The 17239-nt window shown below is 54.8% G+C and carries 16 protein-coding genes; 9 read left to right on the top strand and 7 right to left on the bottom strand.

Annotated elements, in window-relative coordinates; genetic code table 11:
• Nucleotides 1-203 precede the first annotated feature (203 nt).
• Together CEE69_RS06620 and CEE69_RS06625 are read left to right on the top strand one after the other, a co-directional pair.
• Nucleotides 204-1436 carry a two-component system sensor histidine kinase NtrB gene (locus tag CEE69_RS06620; RefSeq protein ID WP_099260144.1) on the top strand — a complete coding sequence of 411 codons (1233 nt, stop codon included), beginning with the start codon at nt 204-206 and terminating at the stop codon, nt 1434-1436.
• On the top strand, nt 1433-2857 hold the full coding sequence (locus CEE69_RS06625) for a sigma-54-dependent transcriptional regulator (RefSeq protein WP_099259959.1): 1425 nt from the start codon (nt 1433-1435) through the stop codon (nt 2855-2857). Before CEE69_RS06620 ends, CEE69_RS06625 begins: the two co-directional genes overlap by 4 nt.
• Before the next feature lie 152 nt (nt 2858-3009).
• Here the strand turns inward: CEE69_RS06625 and CEE69_RS06630 are convergent, their stop codons facing one another.
• On the bottom strand, nt 3010-3789 hold the full coding sequence (locus CEE69_RS06630) for an HPP family protein (protein WP_099259960.1): 780 nt from the start codon (nt 3787-3789) through the stop codon (nt 3010-3012).
• A 646-nt stretch (nt 3790-4435) separates the two neighbouring features.
• Here CEE69_RS06630 and CEE69_RS33085 point away from each other — a divergent pair.
• From CEE69_RS33085 to CEE69_RS06670, 7 genes are all read left to right on the top strand, one after another.
• Nucleotides 4436-4798: a RedB gene (locus tag CEE69_RS33085; RefSeq protein ID WP_233214922.1), complete on the top strand. Its 363-nt coding sequence runs from the start codon at nt 4436-4438 to the stop codon at nt 4796-4798.
• 2 nt (nt 4799-4800) lie between these two features.
• Complete coding sequence (locus CEE69_RS06645; protein WP_099259963.1) at nt 4801-6756, top strand: PAS domain-containing protein; 1956 nt, start codon at nt 4801-4803, stop codon at nt 6754-6756.
• Nucleotides 6753-8600 carry a putative bifunctional diguanylate cyclase/phosphodiesterase gene (locus CEE69_RS06650; protein WP_099259964.1) on the top strand — a complete coding sequence of 616 codons (1848 nt, stop codon included), beginning with the start codon at nt 6753-6755 and terminating at the stop codon, nt 8598-8600. The genes CEE69_RS06645 and CEE69_RS06650 overlap by 4 nt, the downstream gene beginning before the upstream one ends.
• A gap of 190 nt (nt 8601-8790) precedes the next feature.
• On the top strand, nt 8791-9840 hold the full coding sequence (locus CEE69_RS06655) for a pentalenene synthase (protein ID WP_233214923.1): 1050 nt from the start codon (nt 8791-8793) through the stop codon (nt 9838-9840).
• Nucleotides 9841-9921: 81 nt separating this feature from the next.
• A complete protein-coding gene (locus tag CEE69_RS06660) occupies nt 9922-10689 on the top strand; it encodes a hypothetical protein (RefSeq protein ID WP_099259965.1) in 768 nt (255 codons plus the stop codon).
• A gap of 111 nt (nt 10690-10800) precedes the next feature.
• On the top strand, nt 10801-11535 hold the full coding sequence (locus CEE69_RS06665; protein ID WP_099259966.1) for a polysaccharide lyase family 7 protein: 735 nt from the start codon (nt 10801-10803) through the stop codon (nt 11533-11535).
• 28 nt (nt 11536-11563) lie between these two features.
• The gene (locus CEE69_RS06670) at nt 11564-12061 is read left to right on the top strand and encodes a hypothetical protein (protein WP_099259967.1); all 498 of its coding nucleotides are present in this window, start codon (nt 11564-11566) and stop codon (nt 12059-12061) included.
• An 11-nt stretch (nt 12062-12072) separates the two neighbouring features.
• Here CEE69_RS06670 and CEE69_RS06675 read toward each other — a convergent pair whose 3' ends face one another.
• From CEE69_RS06675 to CEE69_RS06700, 6 genes are all read right to left on the bottom strand, one after another.
• Nucleotides 12073-13068, bottom strand: coding sequence for a Kelch repeat-containing protein (locus CEE69_RS06675; protein ID WP_099259968.1), 996 nt, complete (start codon nt 13066-13068; stop codon nt 12073-12075).
• 37 nt (nt 13069-13105) lie between these two features.
• On the bottom strand, nt 13106-14434 hold the full coding sequence (xseA, locus tag CEE69_RS06680; RefSeq protein ID WP_099259969.1) for an exodeoxyribonuclease VII large subunit: 1329 nt from the start codon (nt 14432-14434) through the stop codon (nt 13106-13108).
• Nucleotides 14431-14667: a hypothetical protein gene (locus tag CEE69_RS06685; RefSeq protein WP_099259970.1), complete on the bottom strand. Its 237-nt coding sequence runs from the start codon at nt 14665-14667 to the stop codon at nt 14431-14433. Before CEE69_RS06685 ends, xseA begins: the two co-directional genes overlap by 4 nt.
• A 2-nt stretch (nt 14668-14669) precedes the next feature.
• Nucleotides 14670-15104: an iron-sulfur cluster assembly scaffold protein gene (locus CEE69_RS06690; RefSeq protein WP_099260146.1), complete on the bottom strand. Its 435-nt coding sequence runs from the start codon at nt 15102-15104 to the stop codon at nt 14670-14672.
• Nucleotides 15105-15206: 102 nt separating this feature from the next.
• A complete protein-coding gene (locus tag CEE69_RS06695) occupies nt 15207-15947 on the bottom strand; it encodes a polysaccharide deacetylase family protein (protein WP_315852520.1) in 741 nt (246 codons plus the stop codon).
• Entirely contained in the window at nt 15940-17196 is a 1257-nt protein-coding gene (locus CEE69_RS06700) for a glycosyltransferase (RefSeq protein ID WP_199169821.1), read from the bottom strand. The genes CEE69_RS06695 and CEE69_RS06700 overlap by 8 nt, the downstream gene beginning before the upstream one ends.
• Nucleotides 17197-17239: the final 43 nt, after the last annotated feature.

A 17239-nucleotide genomic window follows, 5' to 3' on the forward strand; every position in this document is an offset into this window, starting at 1 on the left:
AAGTGGACCTATCAGGGCACGCTTCTGGCTGCTTGAGGATCTGGTGAAAATGAGGTCATCAAGCGGCACAAAATCGTTCCGGAGGCACTAGGTGGAAAGGTTGTTGCGAACCATGTTCCCTCGCAAAGTGGAACAATCCAGTGACGGCGTTTGTTCACCCGCCATTTTGCCGGCGGAGACTCGATATCAACTACGATGAGTTCATGACGCAAAGACACGACCTACCGGCACAAGTCCTTCCTCGTCGCGGGCAATCGATCCCGCCGGAGTTCTTTCGTGCAATCGCCGAAAGCACGGTGGACTGGGAAAGTTGGCAATCCGCCAACGGTCAGGTTGTGTGGGTGAACCAAGCGGTCGAGCGATTCACCGGATACACACCCAAAGAATGCCTCGCGATGGATGACTACCCATTGCCGATGATTGCCGCAGAAGATCGCGAACGCATGGGGCGTCACTTGGAGGAAGCATCCAAGGGGAGCACTGGAAACAACGTCGAGTTCAAAGTCTTGCATCGTGATCAATCCACCTCATGGGTCGCCGTATCTTGGCAGCCCATGACTGACCGCGAAGGCAATTCACTAGGATTCCGGGCAAGTTTTCGCGATGTGACCGAGCGTCGTCAAATGCGTGAACAACTGCGGGAACAGAACGCCGAATTGGAACACTTGGTACAGATGCGGACAGCCAAGATTGCTCAGCTAGAAAAGCATCGACTCAAGATGGAGAAGCTCGCCGCGCTGGGAGAACTTGCCGCCGGCGTCGCTCACGAGATCAACAACCCGCTGGCCGGGATTCGCAACGCATTTGCACTTTTGAAACGGCATCTGCCGTCGAATGTGAAGCACTACGACAAACTCGATTTGATCGATGGTGAGATTGAACGAATCCGTGGCATCACGCACCAGATGTTCCAACTGTATCGTCCGAGCCAACAGCTAGCGGTCATTTTTGATATTCGTCGGTGTTTGGACGAATTGATTTCCTTGGCGATGCCCATGTCACGAAAATGCAAAGTGGAGGTGCAACTGCGCTGCGAACCTTTGCCGGCCACAAACGAATTGGAAATGAATCAGGTTCTGCTTCGCGAAGGGGAGTTGAAACAGATCCTTTTGAATCTGATTCACAACGCGATTCAGGCCTCAGCGGCAGAGCAAACGGTGAGATTGGACGTGCGTGCTGATGGAGATCGATTGGTCGTGCGAGTCAACGATCATGGATGCGGAATTGAAGCGGACGTGATTGGTGCCATCTTTGATCCCTTTTTCAGCACGAAGACCACAACCGTTGGGCAAGGAATGGGATTGGGGCTCTCCGTCACTCGCGGATTGGTCGAAGCAATGCAGGGAACGATCGAAGTCACCAGTCAGCCAAACGAGGGCACGACGTTTTGCGTTCAACTTCCAAGACTTTTGAAGACGGAGCCGGAAGCGAAGTGATTACAAACACCATGCAGCGCATCTTGATCGCCGACGATGAACCGCTCTTTCGTGAAACGACGGCCGAATTTCTACGGGAGGAAGGTTTCGAGTGCCTGTGCGTTGAGGATGCGAACGATGCCATTTCCGTGTTGAATGAGCATCCGTTCGATTTGATCCTTTCCGACCTGAACATGCCGGGAAACCTGAAGTTCGAACTCCTGAAAGAAGGACGAACGAAACATTCCGATGTCCCGATGATCGTCATTACTGGAGCACCATCATTGCCTTCCGCTATCGAGAGCGTTCGCTTGGGCGTCACGGACTACTTGCTGAAGCCGGTGAAGTTGGAGGATCTGCTGATCGCGGTCCAACGTTCGCTTTCCCAGGCCGGTCAGCATCTGAAGAATGAACGAAGTGCGTCGTCAGATCCGGTGAATAGCGACACCGAGTCTGACGGTCCAACCTCGTGGCCGAATGAACTTGGAATTTTGGGCAACAGTTCGAAGATGCAAGAGGTTTTAGAGATCGTCGAGCGAGTTGCGATGAGCGACACCAACGTTCTGGTCACCGGCGAGAGCGGGACGGGAAAAGAAGTCATCGCCAATGCAATTCACCACCGAAGCCATCGCCGAGCGAACGCGATGCAGGTCATCGATTGCACATCCATTCCTGAGTCTCTGTTTGAGTCCGCCTTGTTTGGTCACATCAAAGGATCTTTCACCGGTGCGGTGAAAGATCAGGCGGGATTGTTGCGAGCGTGCGACAGAGGAACCGCATTCATTGACGAACTGGGTGAATTGCCATTGTCTTCGCAGGCCAAACTATTGCGAGTCATTCAGGAACAAACCTTCACCCCAGTCGGTGACAGTCAACCCATTCGTGTGAACACTCGATTTGTCTGCGCCACCAACCGCGACCTTCAGGCGGAAGTCGACGCGGATCGGTTTCGTCACGATTTGTATTACCGATTGGCGGTTGTGCACATTGAACTGCCGCCGCTGCGTGAACGTGGTGACGATGTGATTCTGTTGGCAAATGCGTTTCTGAAGAAGTATCAGCGTTCCGGTGATAGTCCGAGTTCGTTTGCCGCGGAAACGCTGGATTGCTTTCGGAACTATCGATGGCCGGGAAATATTCGTGAGCTTCGCAACGTTGTTGAGCGTTCGGTCGCTCTCGCGACGGACCGAGTCATTCAGCCGACCGATCTGCCCAAACCACTTCGAGATTCGCTCCACAATCCACAACCCGAAACATTGGATTTGGCTGAGGTGTCGCGAGACATCGCTCTCGACACGGCTGATCGTGCCTACTTGTTGCAACTGTTGGAAAAGCATCAAGGCGTCATAGCCAGCGCGGCACGCCAAGCCGGATTGTCTCGCCAAGGAATGAACAAGCTATTGAAGCGTCACAACATCGACGCCAACGACTTCCGCAGGTGAAAGTGCTTAAGCACGTGAGCGGGAGTCTTTGGGCTTGATCACGTAGCGGCGTCTCTCCGAGACGCTGTCATTTGCGAGTCTCAGAGAGACTCAACTACGTGAGGTTCTACCCGATCAATTCTGCCTACCTGCTTACGAGGAGAACCGCCTGCCTATCGCAAGACTTCATCGTCACATTGGGTCAGCTCGAGAGCACGTTTTTCCGGTTCGCTCAAAGATACTTTGTGTTTCGAAGCGTCGCCGGGTTGGAACAGGGACTCGTCCAATTTGCCGAACCGTTGCACGAGACAGATCAGGTCTTCTTCGCTGACGTCGACGAACGAATCCAACGAACGGATAGCTGACAGCACTTCCTCATGAGTAGGGTAGGCAACGGCGTTTTCATTCTCTTCTATCGCAACCGGTGATCGAAACAACCCAGCAGGGTACCGGCGCCAGCGGAACGGTGCGTTGATGAGAACTGCAAGGACGAGCATCAATGCGACGTTCGCCAAAATTGGGTAAAGCACATACGCGTATCCCAATTCGTGAACCGCTTCGCCTCCCATGACGGCAGTGAAAGCGGTCGCGCCTCCGGGAGGATGGATGCAGCGAAGTTGGTACATCAGGCCGATCGAAATTCCGACCGCGAGGGCGGTTGCCACGGCTGGGTTGCTGATCCACTGATAGCACGTCACGCCGACGCAAGCGGAGATCGTGTGTCCGGCGATCAAAGGCCACGGCTGAGACAACGGTCCGTGTGGGACCGCGTACAACAAAACCGCGCTGGCTCCCATGGAAGCGATCACGCCAGCCGCCGCCATCGTTGGCAGGCAAAGACTGGTGACATAGAAGACGCAGTAGATTGCGCAGGCAGAACCTACTGCCGAAATGAGTTTTTCGTGCTGGCTGACTTCAACAAGTTCGACGCCTAGCCATCTGCTTCCTAGCATTTGGGAATCACGTTGTTGCGTGGAGTGACCGAATGCATCGCCACGCCATGTCCGCTCATGGTGGGTCGCTGCGCTGGTCGGCCAGTCAGACTAGGCGAAACTGGTTTTGCGTCAAGCCGCAGAGCGTGTGTAGTCCAAACTACTCTGCAATCGAACCACCGGATGTGGCGGGATTCACGCACTGTATCACGGGTGGTTCTGCTTCGCGGCATGGGTAGCAACGTCGGTATGATCGGACAGATCGGCCTCCGAAATGGTCCATTTGCTAGTCGCAACGCAATCCGCACCAACCGCGTCGTTTACCACGTGCAAAGTTCTTACTCAATAGAGTGGGCACGCAACGATCTTTAGCGACCAGCATGGTCGTCAGCCTGCCCGAGTCGAACAGTGCCTTGTCGTTAGGTCGATCGCATCCATGGGTTGGAAAATTGCTCTCTCAATGCTGCTCTTGCCAGGGTTGATAGGAATGACACAGCTGGTTTCGTACTCCAGTCAACCTGGCCACGTCGGCCAGTCCGTGCCGGAGTTGTTGCCGTGCAGCTTGTTAGGAGAGGAATCATTCCGAGGTGCTGATCAAACAACGGTTTTGATCTTTTATCATCCGCATTGCCCATGCACGCGAGCGACGATTCGATGCATGGAAAGGATGATCGCATCATTCGCGTCGCAACCAAACATCGTCGCATACGCATTCATTCCATCCGGCAAAACTGATAGTTGGATTGAATCGGAAACGACTGACAAATTGCGGTCGTTTGGCAATGTATCCATTGTTGCTGACCATGATGCGAAGGCATCTCGGCAGTTTGATGTAGCAACATCGGGACATGTGCTCGTCTACAACGACGCAAAGCTGAGATTCAGCGGTGGTATCACACCTTCACGTGGGCACGAGGGAACCTGCGACTCCGGCGCCGCGTTCCTGAACAGCATCAACGGCGAATCAAACCAGCGTGTTGAATGGCCGGTCTTTGGATGTGCAATCGTTAGCCCCAGCGAAGGTGCCTGATCATGCAAAGTCCAGCGGGCATCGCAGCAACAAACGAATTGTTTCAAAAACGCTACGAGCATGAATGCTTGTGGGTCCACCGATTCATGACCTGGATCATGATCGGACAGTGGGCGTTGGGATTGGCATTCGCCGCGTTCCTTTCACCACTGACATGGATTGGACAACGCAACGAGGTCCACGTTCACGTTTGGGCAGCGTTTCTGATCGGAATGTCCTTGTCCGGATTCGCGATTCTGTGGATGCGGATGTTTCCTCGTGAAGCATCGACACGCCATGTCGTCGCGGTCGTGCAAATGCTTTGGTCGGCGTTGCTGATTCACTTGTCCGGTGGCCGGATCGAAACTCACTTTCACGTTTTTGCTTCGCTCGCGATTCTTAGCATCTATCGGGATTGGCGGATTCTGATCAGTGCCACGGCGGTCGTCGCGATGGATCACTTCGTCCGGGGCGTGTTTTATCCTTTGTCAGTCTTTGGCATTATGACCGAGAGTCCGTACCGGTGGATGGAACATGCTGCCTGGGTACTGTTCGAAGTCGCATTCTTAGCACCGGGTTGCTACCGGTTGAGGAAAGAGGTGTGGGAACTCTGTGCTCGTCAAACTGAAATTGAATTCGCAAAGCGGTCCGTCGATCAACAAGTTGCCGAGCGAACCAAGGAACTGTCCGAAGCATACGATTTGCTCGCGGCGCAAACCGCCGAAACGGAGAAGCTCGCTCTCGTCGCACGCTACACCGACAATGCTGTCATCATCACTGACGCGGACGCAACGATTGAATGGGTGAACGAAGGGTTCACGCGAATCACTGGGTACGCCGCTGAGGAAGTCATCGGCAGACGTCCGTCCGACTTCCTTCACGGATCGATGACCGACCCGCAGGTTTGCTCGGTGATGCGAGAAGCGATTGCCAGCCAAACCGGTTTCAACGTCCAAACGATCAACTATCGAAAAGATGGCATCCCGTACTGGGTGGACATCGAAGTGCGACCGATCCACGAATCCGACGGCGTTGTTCGTCGGTTCATTGCGATTGAAGCCGATGCGACCGATCGAGTCCAGCAGGAACAAGAGAAGGTCAGGCTTCATCAAGAACTGCTCGATGTTTCGCGACAAGCAGGCATGGCGGAGATCGCCACCGGGGTTCTCCACAACGTTGGGAACATCCTGAACAGTGTCAACGTTTCGGTCTCCGTGATTCGCAACCAGTACTCGAAGAGTGCCCTGGCCAATCTCGAAAAGGTGTCTGCGCTGATCGCCGAGCATGAAAACACGTTCCCTGAATTTGTTTCGACGGATCAACGTGGAAAGAAGATCCCTGCTTACGTTCAGCGAGTCACGAGTGCTTTAAGTGGCGAACGGCAAACGATCGATGTTGAGTTGTTGGATCTCGTCAAAAATATTGAGCACATCAAAGAGATCGTTGCGGCCCAGCAATCCATGGCGCGTTCATCCGAACTGATTCAAGAGCTTGACCTTCGTGGTTTGATCGAAGATGCCCTGGCTGCAAACAAAGCGTCACTCATGAACCACAACATCCAGATCACGCTGGATTTGGACGAAGGTGAAAAGATGATTACGACGGATAAACACCGGTTTTTGCAGATCGTGATCAACCTGATCAAAAACGCGAAAGACTCTTTGGTCGAGCACAAAGTCTCGGATCCGCAAATCATCGTCCGTGCAACATGCGATGAGGTCTCCAACACGATTTCTGTGATTGACAACGGGGCCGGTATCCCGGTTGAGAATCTTCAGCAGATCTTCCAGCACGGGTACACCACCAAAACGAACGGACACGGGTTCGGATTGCATAGCAGTGCCAACACCGCCGGTGAAATGGGTGGAAAGTTGACCGCGTTGAGCGAAGGCCTCGGCTGCGGTGCGCGCTTTGAACTGAACTTGCCGATCATCGACCAAGACAAAAATGCCGCGAAGAATGTTGAGGTAGCTGTATGAATACTTTGAAGTTGAGCAAATCGCACCGAGTCCTGATCGTTGATGACAACCCGTCGATACACGCGGATTTTCGCAAGATCTTCGCGCCCGCACCGGCGGCCCTTCCAGACATTGATGACTTTGATTTAGAAGACGAAGTGGATGATAGCCCTGACGAAGGGTTGCGATTCGATTCGGCGCATCAAGGTTTGGACGCGGTCAAAATGGCGCAGTTGGCGGTCGAACAAAACGATCGTTACTCGCTCGCTTTTGTTGACATGCGCATGCCGCCGGGAATGGATGGCTTGCAAACCATTGGCGAGCTATGGAAACTGGATCCAGAGTTACAAATCGTCATTTGCACCGCCTACAGCGATCACTCTTGGGAGGACGCCGTTTCCGTGCTGGGACACACGGAGAACTTGCTGATTCTGAAGAAGCCGTTTGACGATGTGGAAGTGCTGCAAATCGCGGTCGCATTGACTTGCAAATGGGATTCGGCTCGCGCCGCTGGACTCAAGCATCGTGAATTGGAAGAACTGGTCCGAGTCCGCACCGCTGAACTGGAGCGTGTTGCGCTGCACGATGGATTGACGGGTCTGGCCAATCGCAGCAAGTTCAATGACCGCCTTCGCGAATCGTTGGCTCATGCCGACGCGGACTCACATCCTCCGGCGGTGTTGCTCATCGACTTGGATCAATTCAAGCTGATCAATGACACGCTCGGCCATCCCGCCGGCGATGAGCTGATTCGAATCGTCGGACACCGCTTGTCAGCCGTCGTTGGGACCTCGGGGTTGGTCGCAAGATTGGGCGGCGACGAGTTCGCTGTTGTGCTCGACAACAATCCAACTCAACGCACGATTGAATCGATTGCGGACGGAATTCAATCGTCGGTTGCAGAGCCCGTTTTGTTGGACGGGATTCCATTCAGCGTCACGGCTAGCATCGGTATTTGCGGTTCACCAGATGGAAGTCGCGACGCGGACGAACTGATTCGCAACGCCGACATTGCAATGTATCGGGCCAAGGCAGACGGGAGAGACTGCGCTCGCTACTTTGAGAAGGGAATGGACCAACAACTGCGGCACCGTCAGATGATGGAAGCCAGCCTTCGTGCGGCGATCGCGAACGATGAGTTTCTACTCCATTTCCAACCGTTGCTAACGCCCGACACGAGTCAGGTTTGTTCGTTTGAGGCATTGCTTCGATGGCAACACCCGGAGCGCGGACTTGTCCCGCCGTTGGATTTCATTCCTTTAGCCGAAGAAACGGGACTGATCCGGCAAATCGGCGATTGGGTCCTTCTCAAAGCATGCCAAGAAGCCTGCAACTGGCCCGAACATGTGCGTGTTGCCGTCAACGTCTCTGCCATCCAGTTCCGAGGTGGGACTTTGCCCGCGAGCGTTGCCTACGCCATCAAAGAATCTGGCATCTCCGGCAATCGACTCGAAATTGAAATCACCGAGTCAGTACTTCTCGGTGAGAGTTTGAATGCTCTGGATCAGCTTCACGCTCTTCGTGATCTCGGCGTTCAGATCGCATTGGATGACTTCGGGACGGGCTATTCCTCGCTCAGCTACCTGCAGCGATTCCGTTTTGACAAACTGAAGATGGACCGTTCCTTCGTTCAGAACCTGCACCAAGCCGATGCGATGGCAATCGTCAGCACGATCGCCAATTTGGGCAAGTGTTTGGGGATGTCAACGACCGCGGAAGGGATCGAGACCGAGCAACAAATGCGTTGCGTGGTCGAGCATGGATTCACAGAAGTCCAAGGCTACCTGTACGGCCGTCCGATTCCACCATCGGAGATTCTCGGGACTCACTTCGTCGAAAAGACGTTGGCAAGCAACGAACAATAGCTTCCGCGATGGAGTCCAATCTCCATCCAAATTTCACGGTTGCGAACGCGAAATCGGCGATTCTCGGTTCCCACTAGGCGAGGGAAAGTTGATACGATACGGCCCGAAGGGTCTATTGCAAAACCCTTCTGAGGGGCTGCGTTGAGTTCGCGGTCGGGTCTTGGGTGTCAACACAAGGGAATGCTGTACCGTGCGATCTTTGCGAGAATCTATCACAATCACCTGTGTGGTGTCCGGTCTGTTCTTATGCTCGTCTTTGTCGGTCGGCAATGACGCGTTGGATGTCGATCCAACTCGGCCAGAACGGCAAATTCTGCACCTGTGCGAGACCGACGGGACTCCCATTCGGCCTCTGGTCACCGATGAAGAACTGAGGGATCGATTTGACCACCAAGGAACGCCGGAAATCTCGGCGGATGGCAAACACATCGCGTTTGATGCTGTGACCTACGATTCGACGCGAACGTCGCAGCAATCGCGAATCGTCATTGTCGACTTTGATGGCGACGACGCGATCAATGTCATTGATGGTGAACTGCCGTCGTTCTCGCCAGACGGAAAGCGGTTGGTTTTCAGTCGCCAACGTCGGTACACCAATACCGATGGTGCCGAAGGAACATCTGTTTGGATGATGGACATCGATGGCGGCAACAAAAAGATGGTTGCCCACCGAGGTGCATGGGGAGGACGATGGTCACCGGACGGAAAGTCGATTGTGTTTTACGGCGGCGAGAAGTCGACGGGGGTTCCAGTTGCGAAAAACTGCCTTCGACTCTTTGACATCGAAAGCGAAACGACAACCAACGTCTTTTCACCCGACGAATCGCCTTTCGGCGAATTGAGTTTCCAGTTCGAATGGGCAAAGGATGACTCACGCCGAGTTGTGTTTGGAGGCCCATTGAAAGACACCGCTGAGTTGGCAACGGGAGTGATTCAGGTGGACCAAGGAATCTCATCGCTGACCGTTCGGACTGGTGATACGATGGGAGCAAGTCTGATTCATGGCAGTTCGTACGACTGGAAACCGGACGGAAATTCGTTCTTGATGTCGGGAACGATTGGAGACCGAATTCTTCCGATTTCTGTTTCCATTGATTTGCTTGAGTCCTTGCAAACGTTTGATGGCATTCCAGACGACGTTTCGGCCTCAGATCCGATCCACACTCCCGATGGAAAGCACCTCATTGTTTCCTTCCGAACCCAGAAGCAATCGGCATCTGATTCGAGCCAGTTGCGTTAGAGTGGAGTATGAGACGCGAAGAATAGTGAGAAGTTCTTCGTGCCAACAAACTCTGTCGCTTCAGTCTGGATCGACTTTCAAATGAGCGTGTCGCAGATCGATACAGATGCGAAAAAGGACACGCGGCGACTCGGCATCTACGAGCTGATGCTGATCACTGCGGGGATCGCAGTTGCGTTTGCCATCAACCGAGGGCTCTCGGTCATGCGGCATGTGCCGGATTGGGCTTGGAGAGGAGCGGAATCCGCTGCTCGGATCAACGGGATGGATGTTCTAGTCGCCTGCGTCTATGGGATGAGTCTGTCGGTCTATCTTCTGGCGATTCGTTCAAAGCCTTTTTGGAACAGCCCCGGCAAAACGCTGGCTTTACTCTTTGCGACGATGTGTCTTTTAGATTGGACACTTGATTTCTTCGCGTCCAGTACTGTTGCTCTCAGATTCTTGGTTGATCCGCAGGCGGGGAACTCAAATACAGCGGGCTACGTTCTTGGAATTTGGTACGAACAGTTCTCGGCACGCTTGGGCTACTTGTTTGGACTGCCGGTTCTAATTCTGGCAATCATTCAATCACGTCAGCAACATCTGACCTGGCGATTGGCATGGGTGGGATTCTTGGTTTTTGACCTTGCGATCGTTGCCGTGTTGAACGTGGATAGTATTGCATCGTTTCCACGGACCGTGCTGAATTGGTACTTCGAAATCGCGTTGGGGATACCGGTTGTATTGCTTGCAATCGCGTTCTTTCGTGGGATGGTAAAGCGGGATCTCGATTGGTGGACGGTTCTGACTTGCGTTCCCGTCTTTGTAGCCTGGATGGTTGCGGTCGTCATGAGGTCACTCGGGCCCTGAAGCGATACACCAAAGAACGTGACATCTGCGTTATGATAGGCGATTGAATGCGAGCCGAATCGATTTTGCGAAGATTGCTCGCAACAAGGGAATGACCCGCCGGATACTCGAATGCGTTTGATTCTATCGCCTTGTCTGTTGCTCGTTTGTCTACCGACCGTTGTGGCTCAGTCACCCGCGGAAGTTCTCGATCTATCCCGCTGGCGGTTGACGCTGCCGATCGGAGCTGAAGGCGAAGGAAAGCCAGACGAGATCCGGCAACCGGAACTCGATACTTTTTCCAATCCAGAATACTTTCACGTCACCGATTCACACGGTGTCGTCTTCCGTGCTCACTGCGGTGGAGTGACTACGAAGGGATCCAGCTTTCCACGCTCTGAACTCAGAGAGATGTCGCCGGATGGCGTGACACGGGCGGATTGGGGCACGGAGGAGAATACGATCCACACCCTGTCGATGAAGGTTGCCATCACAGCGACTCCAGCCAAGAAACGTCACGTCGTGTGCGCACAGATTCATGATGCCGAAGATGACTTGATGATGGTGCGTTTGGAGGGTGAAAAGCTATTTGTCGAGCGCAACAAAATCGGAGACGTGATGATCGACCGTCACTACCAACTCGGCACGCCATTCGAGCTTGAAATCCGAGCCGGTCAGGGGCACGTTCGGGTCTCTTACAACGGGGAGGAAGTGATGGATTGGAAGGTGGCTCGAAAAGGCTGCTACTTCAAAGCGGGTTGCTACACCCAATCGAATCCAAAGAAGGGAGACGAGGAAAATTCGTTCGGAGAAGTGGTCATTTCGAAGCTCCAACTTAGCGACACGGCTTCTGAGTTTGGACAGTAAACAATCGATCTTCCTTCGGAGTCATTTCATGAGAACGTTCGCGGTCTTCTTCTTCGTTGCCATGCTTTGTTCATCGCTAGACGCCAAAGAATTTCGTCCTGTCGACGCAAAGGTGGTCTTCTCGGTCACGGAAGAGACATTGGAGACAATGCCGGCTTGGACGCCCGGATCGGGGCAACTTCCAGTTTCGGCCGCGGATGCCATTCAGATTGCGGCAGCATTCCACAAGCGAATTGCACCCCATGGCAGGAACGACACATTCGTTTTCGATTTAGCAGGTGCAACACTGGTTCGTGCTGAGAAAGACCGCTGGTACTGGGTTGTTCAGTATCGAGTTCACTATGATCCAGTCGCGAAGCGAAACAGTATTGGGGGCGGATGGGTTGGTCCCATGCCTAAGCAGAGTCTCTATCCGGTGCTGATGAATGGCAAGCTTGCGCCGCATCAGCCGATCTCACGCAAAGTGCCCGCCGCGATCCAGCCGGCCAATGAGTCTGGCGGGAGCGAGGGCGCCGACCGCAAATAGGCTATCCAGGGCTACTTTGGTAGCACCAATCGTTCAGTCGTAGTCAGTTCCGGGCCGCCGCCTCGATTGCCACTACCCGAGGCGGTGAACAGCGAATCGCCAATCACGACCAAGCCCGTTCCGTGTCGCCCTCGATTCATCGACGGCCACGTTTTCCACTCGCTCGTTGCAGGGTTGAAGACTTCGACTTCATCGTGAGCTTCTTTCTGGTTCGCGCTCTCGCCGCAGCCAACGACCAGCTGGCCAGCAATCGCAATCACACTGTTCCCAGCACGCTCGGTCGGTAGATCGGGGCATTCCTCCGGCGGCAACCACCGCCCCGCGTCAAAGTCGTAAACATCAATCTTGCTGATCGTTTGCGAGAAGACCGCGTTATCGCGTTTCGACGTCACTCGCCCGCCCGCCGCATACAGCCGATTGCCGATCACCGCGGCTTGAAAGTGGTCGCGTTCATGAGGTGCGTCAGGCAGGATCTCCCACACACCCGTCTTCGGGTTATACCGATCGAACCAGCTTCGGCATCCGTCGACGTGTCCATTCGTGATGCCACCAACCAAATAGATCCAACCGTCGCGATAGATTGCACCGGCCCCGCCGCGACGTCGTGATTCGGGAATGGAATGAACGAAGTCGAATCGGTCTTCTTTGGGATGATAGACAACCACCTTCTCGAGCGGAGTCTCCTTTGGATAGGGGCCCGTCATCGCTCCCATCAAATAGATCGCGTCACCAACCACCACGCCTTGAAAGTGATGCAGTTCCAACGGCGTCTCAGACTTTGTCGTCCAAACATTGGTCTCGGGATCGTAGACATCGACCGGATTGATGCGGCGACCACCCAACAAGAAAAGTTTGCCCTGAAAGCCGACCAAAGCTGCCTCATGTCGAGCGGTTGGCTGGCCTTCAGTTTTGACGTTCAGCCATGCGTTCGGCTTCAATTCAGGTGGTTCAGCCTGCAGCAGCGACGACGTAGCAAGAAGCAGAGCACACAGTAGCAAACGCGTCATAGTCGATTCGATTAATGGGGATAAACGAGGTTGATATTCAAGACGGTTCAGATCGGTCGTCGTTCGATTCCTGTCGCGAAACGACGGAAAACACATCGCCGTCGGACAATCGAGTTCTCAAGGTATCACCAGGAAGAACATCCTGCGTGGAACGGACGACTTGCCCATTCTCGGTCTGCGTCACACTGTAACCACGAGCCAGCACGGCGAGCGGTGAAAGTGCGGACTGGGCAGCCGCAACGGTCGCTAGTTTAGCTTGGGCCTGTTCCAATCGCCGCCAAATCGCGGAGCGTCCACGTTCGTCCCAATCGTCCAAGTCCCGACTGCGATCATGAACCAGCTCAAACGGGTTTTGGAATACCGGGCGAGATTCCCAGTTTTCAAGTCGTTGCCGTTCGGATTGAATCCGCCGGAACAGGTTGGTCGTCATCATCTGACCGAGTGCATCGAGGGCCGCGACCATCGAATCGCGGTCCGGCAGGACTCGAGACGCGGCGTCGGTCGGTGTCAATGCGCGAACGTCCGCAACCAAGTCCGCCAGCGTCACATCAATCTCGTGCCCGACCGCGGAGACCGTCGGAATTCTAGATGCCGCGATTGCTCGGACCAATTGTTCGTCGTTGAACGACCACAGGTCTTCCAGTGAACCTCCGCCTCGGGAGACGATCAGCACATCAGGCTGGGGACGCATCCGGTGAGCGGCCCGCATTCCATCAATCAATGCCTCGACACTTCCCGGTCCCTGGACACTGGCCGGGATGAGCACGATCTCAATCCCAGCGTGTCGCTGCGCAGCAGCTTGCAAAAAGTCTTGAATCGCTGCGCCGGTGGGGCTAGTCACAATCGCGACTCGGCGAGGCACCCGTGGCAGCAACCGCTTGCGTTCTGGTTCAAACAAACCCTCGGCTTGCAGTTTCGCTTGCAGTTGTGCAAAGGCCAGTTGGAGTGCGCCCATTCCTTGAGGCTGGCACTTCCGAACGACAAGCTGGTAGGAACCACGCGCCGCATAGACCTCCACGTCTCCCATGCAAAGCACGCTTTGTCCGTCGTCCAAGTCGAACGGCAAACGCTCCGCAACACTTCGCCACATGACGCCACGAATCTGCGATCGTTCGTCTTTCAGGGTGAAGTACAGGTGCCCACTTCGAGGGCGGGCGATGTCGGTGATCTCTCCCGCCACCCAAACACTTGGAAAGCCCGACTCTACCGTCGACTTGATCTGACGCGTCAGCTCGCTAATCGAAATCGCATCGTCGCTGGTGGAAGACCGCCGGACTTTCTTTGCAACCTTGCGTTTGGGTGCCGCGGCTTTGGCTGGCTTTTCGTCGTCCGAATCGAACAGCGAAAATTGGGTGCTGTCACTCATGAGCTCGGTTGACTCGCCAGTGTGCGCCGGAATGGACCTGTCTCACCAAAACACTCTTTCATGTTTGGAAAGCCTTGCCGGAACACATCGACCTCTTCCACGGATTTGCTGTCGGCCGCGATAGCGATCAGATGCGGACCGTTCATCGGGATCGCAGAAGCAACCGCTTCGTCGTCGGTAAGAAAGTCGACTCGAATTCTTTCGACACTGAGGTTCGCCGGGGACGCACTCATTATCACTGTTCTTCCCCGAGCGATGGTCCGGTCGGTGCGGACGAATCACCGTCGTCGTCCATCGGAGAACTCAACGCTGCTTGCAGGATACTCCAGGAAAGAAGGCAGCAATCGTGGCAATCAGGAGCCAGGTTGGGACCGACCAATTCCAGCATCTCGTCGGCGGTGAAAGCTTTTGCCTCCTCCATCGTCTTGCCTTCCATCAGTTCGATCAACATCGACGCGGACGCTTGACTGATCACGCAACCTTCACCTTCAAACCAAGCCTCGGAAACTTTTGCGGAATCATCCAGCTTCAGCGTGATCACGATTCGGTCGCCGCACTGAGGGTTGTTCCCCTCGTGCATGTGACTGGCGGATTCCAAAATCCCGCGATGATACGGGTCTTCGTAGTGATCCAGCACGTGCGGTTCGTGAATGTCCTGCTCGTTCGGCATGTTGGATTGGAGGTCGATTATTCGCGGTCGGTGAATCGCATCGGCTTCTGACGACGGAGCAATTGCGTGGTACGTCTGAATCCTCGCGTTGCTCATTCAACTCTATGCGAGTTGTCGAAAAAGGGAAGCGGGGCTTTCGCTCGAACAGACTTCTCCATTCGTCGCGGTGACTGCACGCCCCGATTGAACCGCTTCCGCCAGCATTGCAAACGCCTTCTCGAGGTTTGGCCACTGTTCGTTCGCTTCGATTTCCCAGCTATGGCCCCACAGATGGAAAACACCGCCCGTTCGTGCAGCTTCCTCCAACATCACGGCAACCATCCCGACCCAGTCTGTGTTGCCGGTCAGGGTCCAGGCTCGTTGAAGCGGACCAAACGAAGCCCGCTTCAAAGCGTTGCGTAGGTAGGCCGACCTCGGGTGCGGATGTGCCTGCACCGAAGTCGTCATGGATGACAACGGCCATCCTTTGTCACCGCGAACGTAGTCACCACGCACACGGCGTTTGGGTGGATCGCACTGCAACAACTCGACGGTGCGATAACCGTTGAAACCATGACGTGCGATAGCGTTGACGTGTTCGCGTTGGAACTTTCCCAGCGGAGGGCAGAACATTTCGCAAGGTCGACCCGTCACATCGGCCACCCAAGCACCGCTGTCGTGGATCTGACGCTCGGCCTCGACATCCGGAAGCGTTGTCAAAGCCAGATGATCCATCGTGTGAGCACCAATCTCAAACCGCTGGCTCAGCTCCCGAATTTTCTCCTCGGACAAAGTCTCCAATTGAGACTTTCGCGGAATGTAGAACGTGGCCGCCAACTCATAGCGAACAAGCAGATCAACCAAGCGGTGATCGAGAGGATGCCCGTCGTCCCAGCTCGTCGTGACCACGCAACGGTTTGTCATGTGCCTGTTCGGATTGGGAGGAATTCGCTTGCGAAAATGTCGCCGGTTCTGCGAGTGGTGTCGGGGCTAAATGTGGTTCTACGGAGGAGCCAACCGGGTGCTGCAGATCGATCCGCAAATCCGAGTCTGCAACTCGAGTCGCATCGTTTCGCCCGCGAGCGACCAACGCTCGTTCGTAAATCTGAAGCAACTGTTCGTGATTGATCGCCGCGGTGTACTTGGATTCGTATTCTTCACGAGCCGCGTCACGCATCGCGATTGTTTCTTCCGCGTACTCGACAAAGCGATCCACCACGGAGGCAAGTTCGCTGGCGTCGCCGCTTTGGAACAGAGCGCCCACGGCCGGGTGCACCAACTCAGCTTGACCGCCTTGGTTTGCGCACACAACCGGTGTTCCACATGCGAAAGCTTCGACAACGACTCGGCCGAACGACTCCGCACAATGAGACGGCAGAATCAACATCGCCGCATCGGCCATCGTCTGGTAGACCGCGTCCTGTTCCAACCGTCCGAGATACTCGACGTTTTCACGCGGCTGGTCCAGCAAGTGTTTGAGCGGTCCGTCTCCGATGATCTTCAACGGAATGGGCTGAGTCAGTCGCTCCCAGGCATCCAACAAAACCTTCAGTCCCTTTTCCTCGCTCAAGCGGCCGACGAACAACGCGTAGCCGCCTTCACCCTCACCGAGCGGCAATTCCGATTCGACGAAGTGAGGTTTGACGACGATCGGTGGCATCGGGTGACCCGATTCTTCAAAACGAGTTTTGACGAACTGCGTCGGAGCGATCGCCAAGTTGAGCGAACGCTGATAAGTCTTGCGGGATCGATGCAGCCAATTCTTCACGGCGACGACTCCGGATGCCAAGCGGCTGTCGTGAAAGCACGCATGCCGAATCGCTGGGGTCGCAAAAGTAGCGGACACACAATCGGTGCAAGGTTGCCCGTCGCGAAAGCAGACTGCCTTGGCACAAAGAATTCGCGAATTGTGCAGCGTTAACACGGTCGCTGCTCCCGCATCATGAGCGGCCTTGATCGCGGCGGGAGAAATCGCCGGGAAAGTATTGTGGAAGTGCACCACCTCAATTTCTTGCTGCTTCACCAAGTCGTGGATTTCGTCGGCGATGCCCGAATTCCAAACGGTCATCCGAGCATTCGCGATCGCTCCCGCGCCAGACATCGAATCATTCATTCGCGTGAACCGCGTGACCCGGTGGCCAAACGATTCGAGCAAT

It is taken from the genome of Rhodopirellula bahusiensis (genome assembly GCF_002727185.1).
GTDB lineage: Bacteria > Planctomycetota > Planctomycetia > Pirellulales > Pirellulaceae > Rhodopirellula > Rhodopirellula bahusiensis.